Raw genomic sequence first — 16,990 nt, forward strand, 5'->3', positions numbered from 1 at the left:
GCGCGGCCATTGCGTCCGCCAGCCTGCCCGCGGGCACGCAGATTGCATGCGTGACGCTTGTTCCGCGACGCCTTTGTTCCGCGACGCCTGCTTTTATTGCAACGGAGCACACCATGACTGTGTCCAATCATCGCCAGCCGGGCGGCCCGCCCGGCGTTCCGCCCGACGACCCCGAATGGCCGCGCGAGCCAAGGCCCGAAGAGCCCACCCCAGATCCCCATCGGCCGCCGTTCGACCCCGACCGTGTGCCGGGCACGCCCCAGGGGCCGAACCCGTCGTCGCCCGACAGCATCGACCTGGCCTAGTGAGCGCGCTTGTCTTTCACGCGCAGATGTCTGGCTCCCGTCAGGGTGCCTGACACCTTGCGGCCAATGCGTTCAGGCAGCAAAAAAGCTGCCTGAGCTTACGCGCTGGGGACAAGCGCTTTCAACCCCAGCCGACGCGCCAGCTTGTGCAAATTGCTGGGGTCGATTTCCAGGGCGCGCGCCGCGCGCGCCCAATTGCCGTCATGCGCGGCCAATGCCGCGCGAATGGCGTCGCGCTGGCTTGTCTCTACGGCGATGCGCAGCGGCACAGACGCGGGCAGGGAGGCCGTCACGGCCCGCGCCGCAGGGCCGGAAGCGGCGGGCAGACCGTCCAGGTCCAGCAGCGCTGCTTCCAGGGTGACGATTTCATTGGTTCGTACCCCGCGCCCCACCGCCTTGATGGCCGCGCGGCTCAGCACGTGCTCAAGTTCGCGCACATTGCCCGGCCAACGATAGCGGCGCAGCGCATCCTGCGCATCGGCCGACAGCCTCAGACTGCGCAGGCCCAGGCGGGCGCGGTTGATTTCCAGAAAGCGCCCGGCCAACAGCAGGACGTCGTCGCCGCGCTCGCGCAGCGGCGGAATGGGAATGGGGTAGACCGACAGTCGGTGGTACAAATCGGCGCGGAAAGCGCCGTCGCGCACCAGGTCGCGCAGGTTGCGATTGGTGGCGGCGATGATGCGCACATCGACATGGCGCGGGCGGTCATCGCCCAGGCGCTGGATTTCGCCGTTCTGCAGGGTGCGCAACAGCTTGGCCTGCACCGCCAGCGGCAGTTCACCCACTTCGTCCAGGAACAGCGTGCCATGATTGGCCGCGTCGAAGCGCCCGGGCCGCTCGCTGATGGCGCCGGAAAAGGCGCCCTTGGCGTGGCCGAACAGTTCGCTTTCGGCCAGCGACTCGGGCAGCGCCGCGCAATTCACATGCACCAGCGGCTTGGCGCGGCGGCGCGACAACTGCTGCAGGCGATGGGCGAACAACTCCTTGCCCACGCCGGTTTCGCCCAGCAACAGCACGGGAAGCTCGGAATCGGCCACCACCTGCAATTCGTGCAGCAAGTGCGCGATGGCCGGGCTCTGCCCCAGCACCTCGCCGCCCGTGCCCACCTCGGCCGCATCGGTGGCGGCTGCGCCGCGCACCGCGCGCAACGCGCGGATCTCGGCTTCGAGGCGGGTGGTGCGCACCGCCGCCTCGACCAGCAGGGTCACACGCTGCAATTCGGCGCGCGCCTCGGCATCGAAGGTGCCGACCTGCAGGGCGTCCAGCGTCAGCACTCCCCACGGCTGACCCTCTACATGCAGGCTGGCGCCCATGCAGTCATGCACGGGCAGCGGCTGGCCGGCGTGTTCGTCGATCAGGCCATCGTACGGGTCGGGCAGGGTGCTGTCGTGATGAAAGCAGGTAATGCCGCGCCGCCCCAGAATGGCCGCCAGGCGAGGGTGCTGGCCCACGGCAAAGCGGCGGCCCAGCGCATCTTGCACCAGGCCATCGACCGCGATCGGGCGCAGGTGATCTTCTTCGAGCTGCAGCAGCGCCACCGCGCCGCAGCGAAAATGCGTGCGCAGGCCGGACACCAGGCGCTGCAGCCGCACCGCCGGGGGAAGGTCGGCCACCAGATCGGCCATCAAAAAGGTTTCCATGGGGTGGATTTTACCCGTATCTGGTTATATCTACCCTGAATGTTGGGGTGAATATAACCATGGCTACGAGCACGGCCTTGATTTAAAAGAATAATTTTCTGGCATGCGGTTCGCTTTAGTACAGGTGCATACTTTTCACGGAGACTTTTCATGAGCCCGCACGCAGCACCTACCCAAGCGGCCACCCCCACTGCGCCTGCAGACTGGCACGAGGCGCCCCTGTCACAGCTGATCGACCACATCCTGCAGCGCTACCACGAACGCCACCGGCAGCAATTGCCCGAGGCGATCCGCCTGGCGATCAAGGTCGAGCAGGTGCATGCCAGCCATGCCAGTTGCCCCCATGGCCTGGCCGAGCATCTGCACAGCATGCTGCAAGAGCTGGACAGCCACATGCGCAAAGAAGAGCAGGTGCTGTTTCCGCTGATCGCGCAGGGCAGCGGCGCCATGACTGGCGGCCCCATCACCATGATGCGCATGGAACACGACCAGCACGCCCAGGACCTGGCGCAACTGGACAAGCTGACCTCCCGGTTAGAACTGCCGCAAGACGCCTGCAACACCTGGCGCGAGCTGTACGCGCAACTGCGCGCCTTCCAGCAAGACCTGGTCGATCACATCCGCCTCGAGAACACTGTGCTGTTTCCCAACGCGCTGGCCGGCCGGCCCGCCTGAACCCGCCAGCGGAAACCGCCACCATGAACATCGACAAATTCAAACAGCAGCACCTGGACATTCTGGAAGGCATTGCCGCGTTGCGGCGACTGTCTCATGCGGGAGTGGCGCGCAACGCGGCCGCCATCGCGCGCCGCATCGTCGCCATGAGCTCCACCATCAAGCTGCACCTGGCCATCGAAGACCGCATGCTGTATCCCGTGTTGGCACGCAATCCCGACACGGCGCTGGCCGATAAAGGGCGCAGCTTCCAAGACGAAATGGGTTATATCGCTCAAGCCTATGCCGCGTTCGCGCACCGCTGGAGCAATGCCCAGGCACTTGCGCAAGACGAAGCCGGTTTCAAGGCCGACGCCAACATCGTGCTCAGGAGAGTGCGCGAACGCATGCTGCGCGAAGACAGCGACCTGTACCCGCAGGTCGAGGCGTTGTAGCGACGCTGTGCGTGGGCTCAGGCCAGCATCAGGACGGCCGAAACGTTGCGTTCGGCCGTCGAACCTGCCTGAAGCATCACTCTATATTCTGCGCCTGCTCGCGCATCTGCTCGATCAGCAGTTTCAGGTCCATGGCGGCGCGGGTGACGTCCATGCTGCCGGCTTTCGATCCCAGCGTGTTGGCTTCGCGGTTCATTTCCTGGAACAGGAAGTCCAGCCGCTTGCCGGCGCTGCCGCCGCCACGCTTGCTGTCGGACTTGGTCTTGCCTTTGCTGCCGCCGCCCAGCAGATGCCGCAGTTCTTCCAGGTGCGAGCGCAGCCGGGCCAGTTCTTCGGCCACGTCGATGCGCAGCGCGAACAGGTTGGCCTCTTGGGCCAGCCGCTCGGAAAGTTCCGGACCCGAGATATGGGTGAAGCCGCCGGGGAATGCCGCCTCGACCGACTCGCGCAGCTTGGTCGCCAGTTTTTCGCGATGATCGGCAAGTAACTGGGGCAGGTGGGTTTCGACGGATTCGACAATGCGCGCCACCCCGTCGGCGCATTCCAGCATGGTGGCGGCCAGGCGCTGGCCCTCGCGTTCGCGGCCTTCTTGCAACTGGGCCAGGGCTTCTTTGGCGGCCTGCAGGCAGGCGGCGCCCCAGACCTGCGGATCGAGCGCGTCGTTGCCGCGCTGTCCGGGCCAGTTGAACAGTTCGGCCAGGCGGGGCGGCGCCACTTCGGGCAGCACGCTGCGCGCGGCCTGCAGTTGCTCGGCCAGATGCTGCAGCCAGGCGGGGTCGAGCCGGGCCAGCTCGGTGCCGGCATTGCGCGTGTAAGAGGCCCGCACTTCGACTTTGCCGCGGCTCAGGCTGGCGGTAAGCAGCTCGCGCAGCGGTGTCTCGGCGTGGCGCAATTCGTCGGGCAGGCGAAAGTACAGGTCCAGGTAGCGGCTATTCACGCTGCGCAGTTCCAACGCCAGAGAGCCTTGTTCGAGGTCGGCGCGGGCGTTGCCGAAGGCCGTCATGCTGCGAATCATGGGGGGTGTCCTGAAGAAAATCCGGAAATAAGGCGGGCCGCCAGGCGGCCCTTTGCACCTTTTGCAGCAGGATACCTCAAGATACTTCAGGCGCCGCCCCCTGGCGCGGCCCCACGTACAATGCAGCGCAATGTCCTTGTCCGGAGCCAGTCCCGTGTCTTCTTCCACCGCTTCTGCCGTGGCGCGCCCGTCCGGCCGCGCTGTCGATCAATTGCGCCCCTTCAGCCTGCAGCGCGGCTACACCCGCTATGCCGAGGGCTCGGTGCTGGTGCGCGCCGGCAACACGCACGTGCTATGCACCGCCAGCGTGCTCGACAAGGTGCCGCCGTTCCTGAAAGGGCGGGGCGAGGGCTGGGTGACCGCCGAATACGGCATGCTGCCGCGCGCCACCCACACGCGCGGCGACCGCGAGGCCGCGCGCGGCAAGCAAAGCGGCCGCACGCAGGAAATCCAGCGCCTGATTGGCCGCAGCCTGCGCGCGGTGTTCGACATGAAGGCCCTGGGCGAGCGCACGCTGCACCTGGACTGCGATGTGCTGCAGGCTGACGGCGGCACCCGCTGCGCCAGCATCACGGGCGCCTGGGTGGCGGCCGCCGATGCGGTGGCGCTGCTGATGCAGCGCGGCGACCTGGCGGCCAACCCGATCCGCGACGCGGTGGCCGCCGTCTCGGTGGGCATGGTGGCCGGCCGCCCGGTGCTTGACCTGGACTACCAGGAAGACTCCGCCTGCGATGCGGACGTGAACGTGGTCATGACGGGTGCGGGCGCGTTCGTGGAAGTGCAAGGCACGGGCGAAGGCGCCACCTTCGCGCGCAGCGAACTCGATGCCATGCTGGGCCTGGCCGAGCAGGGCATCGCGCAATTGGTGCGGGCGCAGCGCGAGGCGCTGGCATAACGGTTTGCCGCGCCGGGCATGGCCACCAGGCCCGGCGCCCGCCGGGCCGTTGATCTGCCTGGCCGCTTATTTGGCGGGCAGCAGCGCGCCAACGTGGGCCAGGTTTTCCAGGTTCCAGATGGCGTCGATCAGGCCGCGTATTTCGGCTTCGGTGGCGGCTTGTGCGTAAACGCCCAGCTGTAGCGCTTTTTCTTCGATTTCGGGGCGGCTGAGCGTGTTGCCCGGATCGCCTTTGGGCTCGTCGACACGCGCGTGCAGCACGCGGCCGTCGGTGGTGCGCACGGTAACCTTGCCGATCCAGCGCTCGGGGTAGGCGCTGTCGACTTCCGGGTCGAGCTCCATGCGGAACTTGCCGCGCAGGCCGGCGACATCCTGGTCGCCCAGCGCGGCGTCGAATTCGGCCAGGCCGGCCCGGCCGCTGCGCGCAATGAGCGCCAGCACCGTGCCCATTGAGAACTTGGACTGGTGGACGGTCTTGGGGTCGACCACGGGACCCAGCACGTCGATGGCGCCCTGGTGCACATGGGCCACCACTTCGGCCAGGTCGCTGTCGCGCAGCTTGTATTCGCGCATGGCCTGCTGCAGGGCGTCGGCGGCCGGATGCGTATGGCGGCACGAGGCGTGATATTTGAACGAGGTTTCGGCCAGCGCCCAGCGTTGGCCCAGGCGGTCGAGCAGGCGGGCCGGGTCGGCGTCGGTGGACATGCCGGCCGCCATGCCCTGAGCGCCTTCCAGGATGCGGCGCGCGCCGGTGAAGCCTTCTTGCGCCAGGTATGCCGCGGTCAGGCCGTCGGCGGCCGCCTTGGCGGTGTGCAGTTGCTTGGAGTCGGCCGCGTCGCGCAGGAATTCCCACAGCCCCGCCGCCTGCGTGCCCGCCGATCCCAGGGCGTGCAGCATCTGTTCGGCGTTCAGGTTCAGCAGCCGGCCCACGGTGACCGCCGCGGCCAGGGTGCCTACCGTGCCGGTGGTGTGGAAGATCTTGTAGTGCGAGCGTCCCAGGTATTCGCCGACGCGAATGCCCACTTCGTAGCCGGCCACCGCCGCCACCAGCAGGTCTTTGCCTGACCGGCCCAGCGCCTGGGCCACTGCCAGCGCGGGCGGGAACACCACCGCGGCCGGGTGGAACACCGACCCGTTGTGTACGTCGTCTTGCTCGACCACGTGGGCGGCCGCGGCATTGACCATGGCCGCGAACAGCGGCGTGGTCTGGCGGCGCGTGATCAGCACCTGGGCGGGGCCGCTGGCCGGACCCATGGCGGCCGCGTAGCGTTCGATGGCCTGCACCGCGCGTGCGTTAGCGCCCGCCAGGATAGAGGCCAGGCAGTCGAGCAGCAGGTCTTCGGCACGGCGCAGCACCGGCGCGGGAATGTCTTCGAAGCGCAGGTTGGCGGCAAACTCGGCCAGCGCGGCGCTGGGGTGGGGGTGGTTGGCGGTCATGGGAATCAGAACGAACGGGGCAGGCCCAGCACGTGCTCGGCCACGTAGGAAAGAATGAGGTTGGTGGAAATCGGCGCCACCTGGTACAGGCGCGTTTCGCGGAACTTGCGCTCTACGTCGTATTCGGTGGCGAAGCCGAAGCCCCCATGGAACTGCAGGCAGGCGTTGGCCGCTTCCCAGGATGCGTCGGCCGCCAGCAGCTTGGCCATGTTGGCCTGGGCGCCGCAGGGCTGGTGCGCATCGAACAGGCGGCAGGCTTCGTAGCGCATGAGACTGGCGGCCTCGACGTTGATGTGCGCCCGCGCGATGGGGAACTGCACGCCCTGGTTCTGGCCGATGGGGCGGCCGAACACGATGCGTTCCTTGGCGTAGGCGGCCACCTTGTCCACGAACCAGTAGCCGTCGCCGATGCATTCGGCGGCAATCAGGGTGCGCTCGGCATTCAGGCCGTCGAGAATGTACTTGAAGCCCTTGCCTTCTTCGCCGATGAGGTTTTCAGCGGGAATTTCGAGGTTGTCGAAGAACAGCTCGTTGGTCTCGTGGTTGACCATGTTGGGGATGGGGCGGATCTGCATGCCATGCTTGACCGCGTGGTGCAGGTCGACCAGGAAGATCGACATGCCTTCGGACTTGCGCGTGACTTGGTCCAGCGGCGTGGTGCGCGCCAGCAGGATCATCAGGTCGGAGTGCTGGACGCGCGAGATCCAGACCTTCTGGCCGTTGATGACGTAGCGGTCGCCGCGCCGCACGGCGGTGGTCTTGATCTTGGTGGTGTCGGTGCCGGTGGTGGGCTCGGTGACTCCCATGGACTGCAGGCGCAGTTCGCCGTTGGCGATGCGGGGCAGGTACTCGCGCTTTTGCGCTTCGGAGCCATGGCGAAGCAGGGTGCCCATGTTGTACATCTGGCCATGGCAGGCGCCCGAGTTGCCGCCGCTGCGGTTGATTTCTTCCATGATGACCGAGGCTTCGGTCAGGCCCAGGCCCGAGCCGCCGTATTCTTGAGGAATGAGCGCGGCCAGCCAGCCGGCTTCGGTCAGGGCGTTCACGAATTCTTCGGGGTAGCCGCGTTCTTCGTCGATTTTGCGGAAGTACTCGCCGGAAAACTGGGCGCACAGGTCGCGGACGGCTTCGCGGATGTCCTGGAAGGCGTGATTGGTGTCGGGCATGGCGGGGTTCTATGATGAGGCTTACAGATAATCCCGGCACTTTGCCGCAACCCGGGCTGGCTTGCCAATTTATGATTGCTTAATACCGAGTTAGCAATTGCCGAAGAACAGAGGAATTCATGGCGGGGCACTTCGATCTGACCGACCTGCAACTGATCGTGCACATCGGCGACTGGCACAGCCTGACCCGCGGTGCCGAGAAAACCCATTTGTCGCTGCCGGCGGCCAGCACGCGCATCAAGAACCTGGAAGAGCACTTCGGCACCCAGCTGTTGTACCGCACCAGCCAGGGGGTCACGCTCACGCCGTCGGGCGAAGCCCTGACGCGCCATGCCCGCACCGTCATGCGCCAGGTCGAGCAACTGCGCGGCGACATGCAGGAATTTGCCCGCGGGGTCAAAGGCCACGTGCGGGTGCTGGCCAACACGACCGCCATGACCGAATTCATGCCGGCGGTGCTGGGACGCTTCCTGGCCGCCCACCCCGACGTCAACGTCGAGCTGCGCGAACGGCTCAGCTACCTGATCGTGCGGGCGGTGGCCGAAGGTTCGGCCGACCTGGGCATCGTGGCCGGCTGTACGGCCGACCAGGGCCTGCAGTTCATTCCCTACCGCAAAGACCGGCTGGTGATGGTGGCCGCGGCCAGCCATCCGCTGGCCCGCGAGCCCGCCGTGGCCTTCGCCGACACGCTGGGCAACGATTACGTCGGCCTGTCCGAATGGAGCGCCATTCACCCGTTCCTGGTGCAGGCGGCCGCGGCGCTGGGGCGCACCTTCAAGTTCCGTATCGAGGTGGGCAACTTCGAGGCCGTGTGCCGCATGATCGAAACCGGCGTGGGCATTGGCGTGATTCCCGAATCGGTTGCGCTGCGTTTCGCGCGCGCTCTTAATATCGCCATCGTGCCGCTGACCGACGACTGGGCGCTGCGCGAGCTGCAGATCTGCGTGCGCGATCGCGACGCGCTGCCCGCCTTTGCGCGCGAACTGGTCGACATGTTGGTGGCCGATGTGCCCGAGCATGAGCGCGAGGGGGAGGGCGAAGGCAAGCGCGCGCCGCCGGCGGCCGGCTGAGCGCCGGCAATCCGCCAGGCCCGCCCCGCATGGCCCCCGACTACAATGGCGGCATGACGTCGTCGAATACCGAAATTTCCCTGTCCCGGGTCGTGCTGGCCTCGAACAACCCGGGCAAGCTGCGCGAGTTTTCCGCTCTGTTCGCCCCCCTGGGCATCGAACTGGTTCCCCAGGGCGAGCTGGGCGTGCCCGAGGCCGAAGAGCCGCACGTCACGTTCGTCGAGAACGCGCTGGCCAAGGCGCGCCATGCCAGCCGCCTGACCGGCCTGCCGGCCCTGGCCGACGATTCCGGCCTGTGCGTGGCGGCGCTGGCGGGCGCCCCCGGCGTGTATTCGGCCCGCTATGCGCAGCTGGCCGATCCTGCCGCCGTGCGCAGCGACGCCGCCAACAATGCCTTACTGGTCAGCAAGCTGGCCGGCGTGGCCGATCGGCGCGCCTGGTACGTGGCGCTGCTGGTGCTGGTGCGCGCCCATGACGACCCGCGGCCGCTCATCGGCGAAGGCCTGTGGCACGGCGAAATCGTCGAGACGCCGCGCGGCGGCAACGGCTTCGGCTACGATCCGCATTTCCTGCTGCCCGAGCTGGGCCGCACCGCCGCCGAGCTCGACCCGGCCGAGAAAAACCGTGTCAGCCATCGTGCCCGCGCGCTGGCGCAATTACTGGACAAGCTCGCGCCGCGCTGAGCCGCGCGCCGCCGTTGTTTCGAAATCGTGGCCATCACCATTCCCATCCACCAGGCCGGCTCCGGCGCCCGCGCACGTGTCGTGACGCCCGCCGGGGCCAGCCTGACCAGCCTGCCGCCGCTGTCGGTATACGTACACGTGCCTTGGTGCGTGCGCAAGTGCCCGTATTGCGACTTCAATTCGCACGCGGCGCCGGCCGAGCTGCCCGAGCGCGCCTATCTCGACGCCTTGCGCGCCGACCTGGAACAGGCCCTGCCGTCGGTATGGGGCCGGCAGGTAGTGTCGGTATTCCTGGGCGGCGGTACGCCCAGCCTGCTGTCGGCCGCGGGCCTGGATGAACTGCTGGCCATGCTGCGCGCCTGTCTGAACGTGCTGCCCGACGCCGAAATCACCATGGAAGCCAACCCCGGCACGGCCGAAGCGGGGCGCTTCCGCGATTACGCGGCCAGCGGAGTGAACCGCCTGTCGCTGGGCATCCAGAGCTTTGACGACGCCCAGTTGAAGAAGCTGGGGCGCATCCACGATGCCAGCCAGGCCCGCGCCGCCATCGAGATGGCGCAGCGTGCCGTGGACCGGGTCAACCTGGACCTGATGTTTGCCTTGCCCGGGCAGGACATGACCGCCTGCCTGGACGACGTGCGGCAGGCGCTGTCGTTCGGCACCGAGCACCTGTCGCTGTACCACCTGACGCTGGAACCGAATACCGTCTTCGCCAAGTACCCGCCCGAGCTGCCCGATGACGATGCCAGCGCCGCCATGCAAGACGCCGTCGAGGCCGCGCTACAGGCCGCCGGCCTGCTGCGCTACGAGGTTTCGGCCTACGCCCGGCCGGGCGCCCGCTGCCGGCATAACCTCAATTACTGGGAATTCGGCGACTATCTTGGCCTGGGGCCGGGCGCGCATGGCAAGCTGTCGTTCCACGACCGCATCGTGCGCGAGGCGCGCCTGCGCAACCCCGATAGCTGGATGGCTGCGGCCATCGCCCGCGACGGCAGCCACATCGCCGAGGCCCGCACGGTCGGCCCGGACGAGCTGCCGTTTGAATTCATGCTGAATGCCCTGCGCCTGAAAGACGGCGTGGCGGCCTCGTCATTCCAGGAACGCACGGGGCTGTCGCTGGCGGCCATCGCCCAACCCCTGCAAGCCGCCACCAAGCGGGGCCTGCTCGATCCCGACCCGACCCGGCTGCGCGCCACCCCGCTGGGCTGGCGGTTCCTGAACGACCTGCAGGAAATGTTCCTGTAAACGGGCTGGCCAGAAAAAATCGCAGGCGTGGCGACAGACAGGCCTACACAGGAAGGCGTCCACAGGCAGGCCTTCAAGGTGTCTGACTCCCGCAGGGTGTCAGACACCGCCGTAATCCGCGAACCGCGCCACAGAACACGAACGGGGACAGAGTCACACAGCTTGCCCCCCAAAAGCACCATATTGGTGCCCGCATGCCCCACAGTTTGCACTATTATGGTGCCAAGATGCCCCTCCATGGATGGTTATGGGCGGGCATGCCCCGGGTTGGGTCTTGGCACGCATATTGCTTTCCTCTTTTCATGCCAGCCGGACCTGGGCTCAGCCCCCGGCGCTTTTATCACATGGAGATGACATGGCAAGCCCGAAAGACATCCTGAAGCAGATCGCCGACAACGAAGTGAAGTTCGTGGACTTCCGCTTCACCGACACGGTGGGCCGCGAGCACCACGTGTCCGTTCCCACCTCGGCCGTCGATGAAGACAAGCTGGAAAGCGGCCAGGCGTTCGACGGTTCGTCCATTCCGGGCTGGAAGGGCATCGAGGCTTCCGACATGCTGCTCATCCCCGATCTGGACACCGCCAACCTGGATCCTTTCCGCGAAGAACCCACCCTGATCCTCAGCTGCGACGTGGTCGAACCTTCCGACCTGAAGGGCTACGACCGCGATCCGCGCTCGCTGGCCAAGCGCGCCGAAGCCTACCTGAAGTCGTCGGGCCTGGGCGACACCGCCTACTTCGGTCCCGAACCCGAATTCTTCGTGTTCGACGGCGTCACCTGGAACACCGACATGTCGGGCACCTTCGTGAAGATCAAGTCCGAAGAAGCCTCGTGGTCCACCGGCACCGAATTCGAAGGCGGCAACATGGGCCACCGCCCGGCCGTCAAGGGTGGCTACTTCCCCGTGCCGCCGGTCGATTCGTTCCAGGACCTGCGTTCCGAAATGTGCCTGCTGCTCGAGCAGATGGGTGTGCCGGTTGAAGTGCACCACCACGAAGTGGCCGGCCCCGGCCAGCTGGAAATCGGCACCAAGTTCAGCACGCTGGTCAAGCGCGCCGACTGGACCCAGATCCTGAAGTACGTCGTGCACAACGTGGCGCACGCCTACGGCAAGACCGCCACCTTCATGCCCAAGCCCGTCGTCGGCGACAACGGCTCCGGCATGCACGTGCACCAGTCCATCTGGAAAGACGGCCAGAACCTGTTCGCCGGCAACGGCTACGCCGGGCTGTCCGAGTTCGCCATGTACTACATCGGCGGCATCATCAAGCACGCCCGCGCGCTCAACGCCATTACCAACCCGGGCACCAACTCGTACAAGCGCCTGGTGCCGCACTTCGAAGCCCCGGTCAAGCTGGCCTATTCGGCCCGCAACCGTTCGGCCTCGATCCGCATCCCGTACGTGGGCAACCCCAAGGCTCGCCGCGTCGAAACGCGCTTCCCGGATCCCCTGGCCAACCCGTACCTGGCTTTCTCGGCCCTGATGATGGCCGGCCTGGACGGCGTGCAGAACAAGATCCACCCGGGCGATCCGGCCGACAAGAACCTGTACGACCTGCCGCCGGAAGAAGACGCGAAGATCCCGACCGTGTGCGCGTCGCTCGATCAGGCGCTCGAAGCCCTGGATCAGGACCGCGAGTTCCTGACCCGCGGCGGCGTGTTCAGCAACGACATGATCGATGCCTACCTGGCCCTGAAGGAAGGCGAGGTCCAGCGCCTGCGCATGACCACGCATCCGGTCGAGTTCGACATGTACTACAGCCTGTGATGTCTCTGGCCTGGGCGTAATAAGGTGTCGGGCTCCGAAGGCGCCCGACACCGCTGCGTGCAGAAGATATGGCCCACTTCGGTGTCTGACACCCAGCCGGGAGTCAGACACCTGGCTGTGTCGGCCCATTTTGCCCTGGTGCCACAATGATGAATGTCGATGCGTTTGATCTCCTGGCTACTGCTGTCCTGCTGCTGAATGAGCGGGGGCATGTCGAACATGCCAATGCCGCGGCCGAAGACCTGTTTGGCCGGTCCCGCAAGCAGTTGCGTGGCCTGTCGGCCGCCACGCTGTTCGGCCACCCCGAGGCCCTGCAGTCGTCTATCGATCGCGCCGTGGCTGGCCAGTTTGCCGATGTGCGTCAGTTGTCGTCCGTGCGGCGCGCCGGCGAATCGGTCGAGGTGTCCGCCACCACCGTCTCGCTGGCTGGCCAGGCCTGGCCGGTGCTGATCGAGGCGCGCGAAATCGAACAACGCGTGCTGGCCGATCGCAACCACCGGTTGGTGGAGGAAATCGAGGCGCACCGCGAATTGCTGCGCAACCTGGCGCATGAAGTCAAGAACCCCCTGGGCGGCCTGCGCGGAGCCGCGCAGTTGCTCGAAGCCGAGCTGCCCAGCGCGGCGCTGGCCGAGTACACCCAGGTCATTATTTCCGAGGCCGATCGCCTGCAGGTGCTGGTTGATCGCCTCAGCGGCCCCCAGCGCGTGCCGCTGAACGCGCGGGCCGTGAATATTCACGAAGTCTGTGAGCGCGTGTGCGCGCTGATCCAGGCTGAATTCCGCGACAAGGTCACGCTGGTGCGCGACTATGACGCATCGGTGCCGGATCTGCAGGGCGACGCCGCCCGGTTGATCCAGGCCGTCCTGAACGTGACGCGCAACGCCGCACAGGAACTGTCGCTGCAACCCCAGGGGGGCGACGTGCCGCCCGCGCAGATCATCCTGCGCACGCGGGTGGCGCGGCAAGTCATGCTGGCGCACCGGCAGCACCGGCTGGCGCTGGTGCTGGCCATTATCGACAACGGGCCCGGCGTGCCGGACTCGATCCGCGACCGCATTTTCCACCCCCTGGTCACGGCGCGGCCGGGCGGCACCGGCCTGGGCTTGAGCCTGGCCCAGGATTTCGTGCAGCAGCACGGAGGCATTATCGAATTCGAATCCCGCCCCAGGCACACTGAATTCCGTCTGGTCTTGCCGATGGAGCAGCCGCTGTGAGCAAACCCGTTTGGATTGTCGACGATGACCAGGCCATACGCTGGGTCCTGGAAAAAGCCCTGGCGCGAGCCGGCATCCCCACGCGCAGCTTTGCGCAGGCCGCGGACGTGCTGGCGGCGCTGGATGTCGAAACACCCGCGGCGCTGGTGTCCGATATCCGCATGCCCGGCGGCAACGGCCTGGACTTGCTGCGCCAGATCAAAGAGCGCCATCCGCACCTGCCGGTCATCGTCATGACCGCCTTCGCCGACCTCGACAGCACGGTGTCGGCTTTCCAGGGCGGGGCGTTCGATTACCTGGCCAAGCCGTTCGACGTGAACGAGGCCATTTCGCTCATTGAGCGCGCCGTGCACGAAACGGCGCCCGCCGATGAGCGCGCCGGCGAAAGCCAGGGCGGCGAGACCGGGCAAGGCAACGAGCGGTGGATGATGACCCAGTCGTCTTCCACCGCCATGCAGGAGGTCTTTCGCGCCATCGGCCGCCTGGCGCAGTCCAAGGTGACGGTGCTCATCACCGGCGAATCCGGCACCGGCAAAGAACTCGTGGCGCGCGCCTTGCACGGCCACGGCGCGCGTGCCGGCGGCCCGTTCGTGGCGCTGAACGCGGCGGCCATCCCGCGCGACCTGCTCGAGGCCGAGCTGTTCGGCCATGAGCGCGGCGCCTTCACGGGCGCCAATACGCTGCGCCGGGGCCGCTTCGAAGAAGCCCACGGCGGCACGCTGTTCCTGGACGAAATCGGCGACATGCCGATCGAACTGCAAACCCGCTTGTTGCGGGTGCTGGCCGAAGGCAGCTTCTATCGCGTGGGCGGCGCCCAGCCGGTGCGGGTCGACGTGCGCATCGTGGCGGCCACCCACCAGCCTTTGGAGCAGCGTGTCGAACAGGGGTTGTTCCGCGAAGACCTGTTCCACAGGCTTAACGTGATCCGCCTGCGGCTGCCGCCGCTACGCGAGCGGGTCGAAGACATCCCCGCGCTGGCCAATCATTTCCTGGCCGCCAGCGCGCGTTCGCTGGGCGTGCCGGTCAAGCGGTTGACGCCCGACGCCGTGGCGGTGCTGACGCGCTTCGATTTTCCGGGCAACGTGCGGCAGCTGGAGAACTTCTGCCATTGGCTGACCGTCATGGCGCCTGGCCAGACCATCGAACGCGCTGACCTGCCGCCCGAAATTCGCGCCATGGAATTGCAACCGCAGGCCGCGGCCAGCGGCATGACCGCGGTGCGAGGCGGTTTTCCGACGCCCGCCGCGCCCGCGACGGCCGGCATGACGTCCGGCCGCACCGATACGGGCCCCGCCGACTGGCAGGCCGCGTTGTTGCGCGAAGCCCAGCAGCGTCTGGAGCGTGGCGAACCGGCTGTCATGGCCACGCTGACGCGCCAGTTCGAACGCATTCTGCTGCAAAGCGCGCTGGACGCCAGCCGTGGCCGCCGCGTCGAAGCCGCATCGCGCCTGGGCATAGGCCGCAACACCATCACCCGCAAGCTGCGCGAACTGGGTATCGAAGAGTAAAAGTGGCCAGCTGCCAGGTGCCCGATAGAGTCGGGCGCCTGGTTTCAGAACCCCAGCAGGCTTTCGCACAGGCGCGGCGAGCGCAGCTTCTGCAGCCACCATTTCAGCGCCGCGCCGGGCGCCTGCTCGCGCCAGGCGTAGACCAGCTGCTCGGTCATGGGCACGCCATCGGCGATGGCGCATTGCACCAGTTCGCCGCGCACGATGTATGGCGCGGCCAGTGTCAGCGGCAGGTATCCGCAACCCAGGCCGCGCACCTGGGCATCGATCTTGGCCTGCATGGTCGGCATCACGATCAGGGGTTGCTTGCTCAGCAGGCCGCGCGTCAGCGGCGGCAGATGGCGCGAGGTATCGGCCACTACTACGGCGCAATAGGCCGAGATGTCGTCCGCCCCCAGCGGCCGGCCCAATGCCGCCAGCGGGTGCCGCGGCGCCACGCAGAAACCGAACTGCACTTCGCCCATGGGTTGGGACCGGTACGCGCCCGGCGCGGCGCCATTGGCATCGGCGCCGATTACCAGGTCGGCACGCCCGGTTGCCAGCGCATCCCAGTTGCCGCTGAGCACTTCGGTGGACAGGCGCAGCGTCGTCACTGATGCCAGTTCGCGGAATTCCCGCATCACGTCGTACAGCGGCGACAGGGGCAGCACGGCATTGACGGCCACGCGCAATTCCAGTTCCCAGCCGGTGGCTACGCGCCTGACCCGGCTAGCCAGGGCATCCAGCGACTGCAGTACCTGGCGTCCGTCGTGCAGCAGGGTTTCGCCGGCCGGGGTCAACTGGGCGCGATGGCCGCTGCGGTCGAACAGCAGCACGTCCAGCGCGTCTTCGAGCTTGCGCACGGCATAGGTGACGGCCGACGGCACTTTGCCCAGCTCGCGCGCGGCCTGCGCGAAGCTGCCGTGGCGCGCGATGGCATCAACCATGAATAGCAGTTCGGGTGTGATGGCTTGCATATCGAGACCATTCAAATGCCGATCGTTCAAATACCGATCGTTCAAATAAACTGAATAATCTCATCAAAGCGCTTCAGCCTCAAGGCCTGCAACAGGGCGCACAATGCTTTTCATCCGCAGTGAAAGTGCGCAGCGCGCCGCCACTGCAAATTCATGAAATTTGAAAGGAGCTCATCATGCTGACCCTGCGCCGTAGCAACGAACGTGGCCACGCCAACCATGGCTGGCTGGATAGCTACCACACCTTCTCCTTCGCCAACTACTACGACCCGGATCACATGGGCTTCGGCCCGCTGCGCGTGATCAACGACGACCGCATCGCCCCCAGCCGCGGCTTCGGCACCCATGGCCATCGCGACATGGAAATCATCACCTATGTGCTCGAGGGCGCCGTGGCCCACAAAGACAGCATGGGCAGCGGCTCGACGATCCGGCCGGGCGACGTGCAACGCATGAGCGCCGGGCGCGGCGTGCTGCATTCCGAGTTCAACCCGCTGGACGACGCGCAGACCCATCTGCTGCAGATCTGGATCGAGCCGGACGTGACCGGCATCGAACCCGAATACGAAGAGCAGCGCGTGCCCGAAGCCGACAAGCGCGGGCGCCTGCGCCAGGTGGTGTCGCCCGATGGCGCCGACGGTTCGATGCGCATTCACCAGGACGCGCGGCTGTATGTGGGGCTGTTCGACGGCGCCGAGCAGGCTGATTTACCGTTGGCCGCCGGCCGCCGCGCCTGGGTGCATGTGGCGCGCGGCAAGGTCACGGTGAACGGCCAGGCCCTGTCGGCCGGCGACGCCGTGGCGCTGACTGACGAGACCGCCGTGCGCATCAGCGGCGGCGAACAGGCCGACGTGCTGGTCTTCGACCTGCCTTGAGCGGTATCTTGGCAGCATGCAGCATGCAGGCAGCCTGACTCCCGGCAGGGGGCAGGCGCCTGGACACAGATCTTCCATGCACGACACCACCAAGGAGAACACCT

Annotated in this window: 16 protein-coding genes; 11 read left to right on the top strand and 5 right to left on the bottom strand. The window is 66.8% G+C overall.

The window, feature by feature from the left end:
- The first annotated feature begins 113 nt into the window (after positions 1-113).
- Positions 114-305, top strand: coding sequence for a hypothetical protein (locus BPET_RS11465; protein WP_041862864.1), 192 nt, complete (start codon positions 114-116; stop codon positions 303-305).
- Between the two features lie 98 nt (positions 306-403).
- On the opposite strand, the gene norR is transcribed toward BPET_RS11465, so the two are convergent.
- Entirely contained in the window at positions 404-1,945 is a 1,542-nt protein-coding gene (gene norR / locus BPET_RS11470) for a nitric oxide reductase transcriptional regulator NorR (RefSeq protein WP_012249175.1), read from the bottom strand.
- Between the two features lie 150 nt (positions 1,946-2,095).
- Here norR and BPET_RS11475 point away from each other — a divergent pair, with 150 nt between their 5' ends.
- A complete protein-coding gene (locus BPET_RS11475) occupies positions 2,096-2,620 on the top strand; it encodes a hemerythrin domain-containing protein (RefSeq protein WP_012249176.1) in 525 nt (174 codons plus the stop codon).
- A gap of 23 nt (positions 2,621-2,643) precedes the next feature.
- Positions 2,644-3,054, top strand: coding sequence for a hemerythrin domain-containing protein (locus tag BPET_RS11480; RefSeq protein ID WP_012249177.1), 411 nt, complete (start codon positions 2,644-2,646; stop codon positions 3,052-3,054).
- Positions 3,055-3,130: 76 nt separating this feature from the next.
- On the opposite strand, the gene BPET_RS11485 is transcribed toward BPET_RS11480, so the two are convergent.
- Complete coding sequence (locus tag BPET_RS11485; RefSeq protein ID WP_012249178.1) at positions 3,131-4,069, bottom strand: YicC/YloC family endoribonuclease; 939 nt, start codon at positions 4,067-4,069, stop codon at positions 3,131-3,133.
- Positions 4,070-4,199: 130 nt separating this feature from the next.
- Here BPET_RS11485 and rph point away from each other — a divergent pair, with 130 nt between their 5' ends.
- On the top strand, positions 4,200-4,964 hold the full coding sequence (gene rph, locus BPET_RS11490) for a ribonuclease PH (RefSeq protein WP_050978228.1): 765 nt from the start codon (positions 4,200-4,202) through the stop codon (positions 4,962-4,964).
- Between the two features lie 66 nt (positions 4,965-5,030).
- On the opposite strand, the gene BPET_RS11495 is transcribed toward rph, so the two are convergent.
- Both BPET_RS11495 and BPET_RS11500 read right to left on the bottom strand, forming a co-directional pair.
- Positions 5,031-6,401 carry an MmgE/PrpD family protein gene (locus BPET_RS11495; protein ID WP_012249180.1) on the bottom strand — a complete coding sequence of 457 codons (1,371 nt, stop codon included), beginning with the start codon at positions 6,399-6,401 and terminating at the stop codon, positions 5,031-5,033.
- 5 nt (positions 6,402-6,406) lie between these two features.
- The gene (locus BPET_RS11500; protein WP_012249181.1) at positions 6,407-7,567 is read right to left on the bottom strand and encodes an acyl-CoA dehydrogenase family protein; all 1,161 of its coding nucleotides are present in this window, start codon (positions 7,565-7,567) and stop codon (positions 6,407-6,409) included.
- Positions 7,568-7,686: 119 nt separating this feature from the next.
- On the opposite strand from BPET_RS11500, the gene BPET_RS11505 reads away from it, so the two are divergent.
- From BPET_RS11505 to ntrC, 6 genes are all read left to right on the top strand, one after another.
- Complete coding sequence (locus BPET_RS11505; RefSeq protein ID WP_012249182.1) at positions 7,687-8,637, top strand: LysR family transcriptional regulator; 951 nt, start codon at positions 7,687-7,689, stop codon at positions 8,635-8,637.
- Positions 8,638-8,690: 53 nt separating this feature from the next.
- Entirely contained in the window at positions 8,691-9,320 is a 630-nt protein-coding gene (rdgB, locus tag BPET_RS11510; protein WP_012249183.1) for an RdgB/HAM1 family non-canonical purine NTP pyrophosphatase, read from the top strand.
- 27 nt (positions 9,321-9,347) lie between these two features.
- Positions 9,348-10,565: a radical SAM family heme chaperone HemW gene (gene hemW / locus BPET_RS11515; protein WP_012249184.1), complete on the top strand. Its 1,218-nt coding sequence runs from the start codon at positions 9,348-9,350 to the stop codon at positions 10,563-10,565.
- Positions 10,566-10,920: 355 nt separating this feature from the next.
- The gene (glnA, locus tag BPET_RS11520; RefSeq protein ID WP_012249185.1) at positions 10,921-12,333 is read left to right on the top strand and encodes a type I glutamate--ammonia ligase; all 1,413 of its coding nucleotides are present in this window, start codon (positions 10,921-10,923) and stop codon (positions 12,331-12,333) included.
- 149 nt (positions 12,334-12,482) lie between these two features.
- A complete protein-coding gene (gene glnL / locus BPET_RS11525) occupies positions 12,483-13,547 on the top strand; it encodes a nitrogen regulation protein NR(II) (protein WP_041862865.1) in 1,065 nt (354 codons plus the stop codon).
- Complete coding sequence (gene ntrC, locus BPET_RS11530) at positions 13,544-15,055, top strand: nitrogen regulation protein NR(I) (protein ID WP_012249187.1); 1,512 nt, start codon at positions 13,544-13,546, stop codon at positions 15,053-15,055. The genes glnL and ntrC overlap by 4 nt, the downstream gene beginning before the upstream one ends.
- Positions 15,056-15,099: 44 nt before the next feature.
- Here the strand turns inward: ntrC and BPET_RS11535 are convergent, their stop codons facing one another.
- Positions 15,100-16,011, bottom strand: a complete 912-nt coding sequence (locus BPET_RS11535; protein ID WP_012249188.1) for a LysR substrate-binding domain-containing protein — start codon at positions 16,009-16,011, stop codon at positions 15,100-15,102.
- Between the two features lie 176 nt (positions 16,012-16,187).
- Here BPET_RS11535 and BPET_RS11540 point away from each other — a divergent pair, with 176 nt between their 5' ends.
- Positions 16,188-16,886, top strand: coding sequence for a pirin family protein (locus BPET_RS11540; RefSeq protein WP_012249189.1), 699 nt, complete (start codon positions 16,188-16,190; stop codon positions 16,884-16,886).
- The last annotated feature ends 104 nt before the right edge of the window (positions 16,887-16,990 follow it).

The organism is Bordetella petrii, assembly GCF_000067205.1.
GTDB classification, from domain to species: Bacteria; Pseudomonadota; Gammaproteobacteria; order Burkholderiales; family Burkholderiaceae_B; genus Bordetella_A; species Bordetella_A petrii.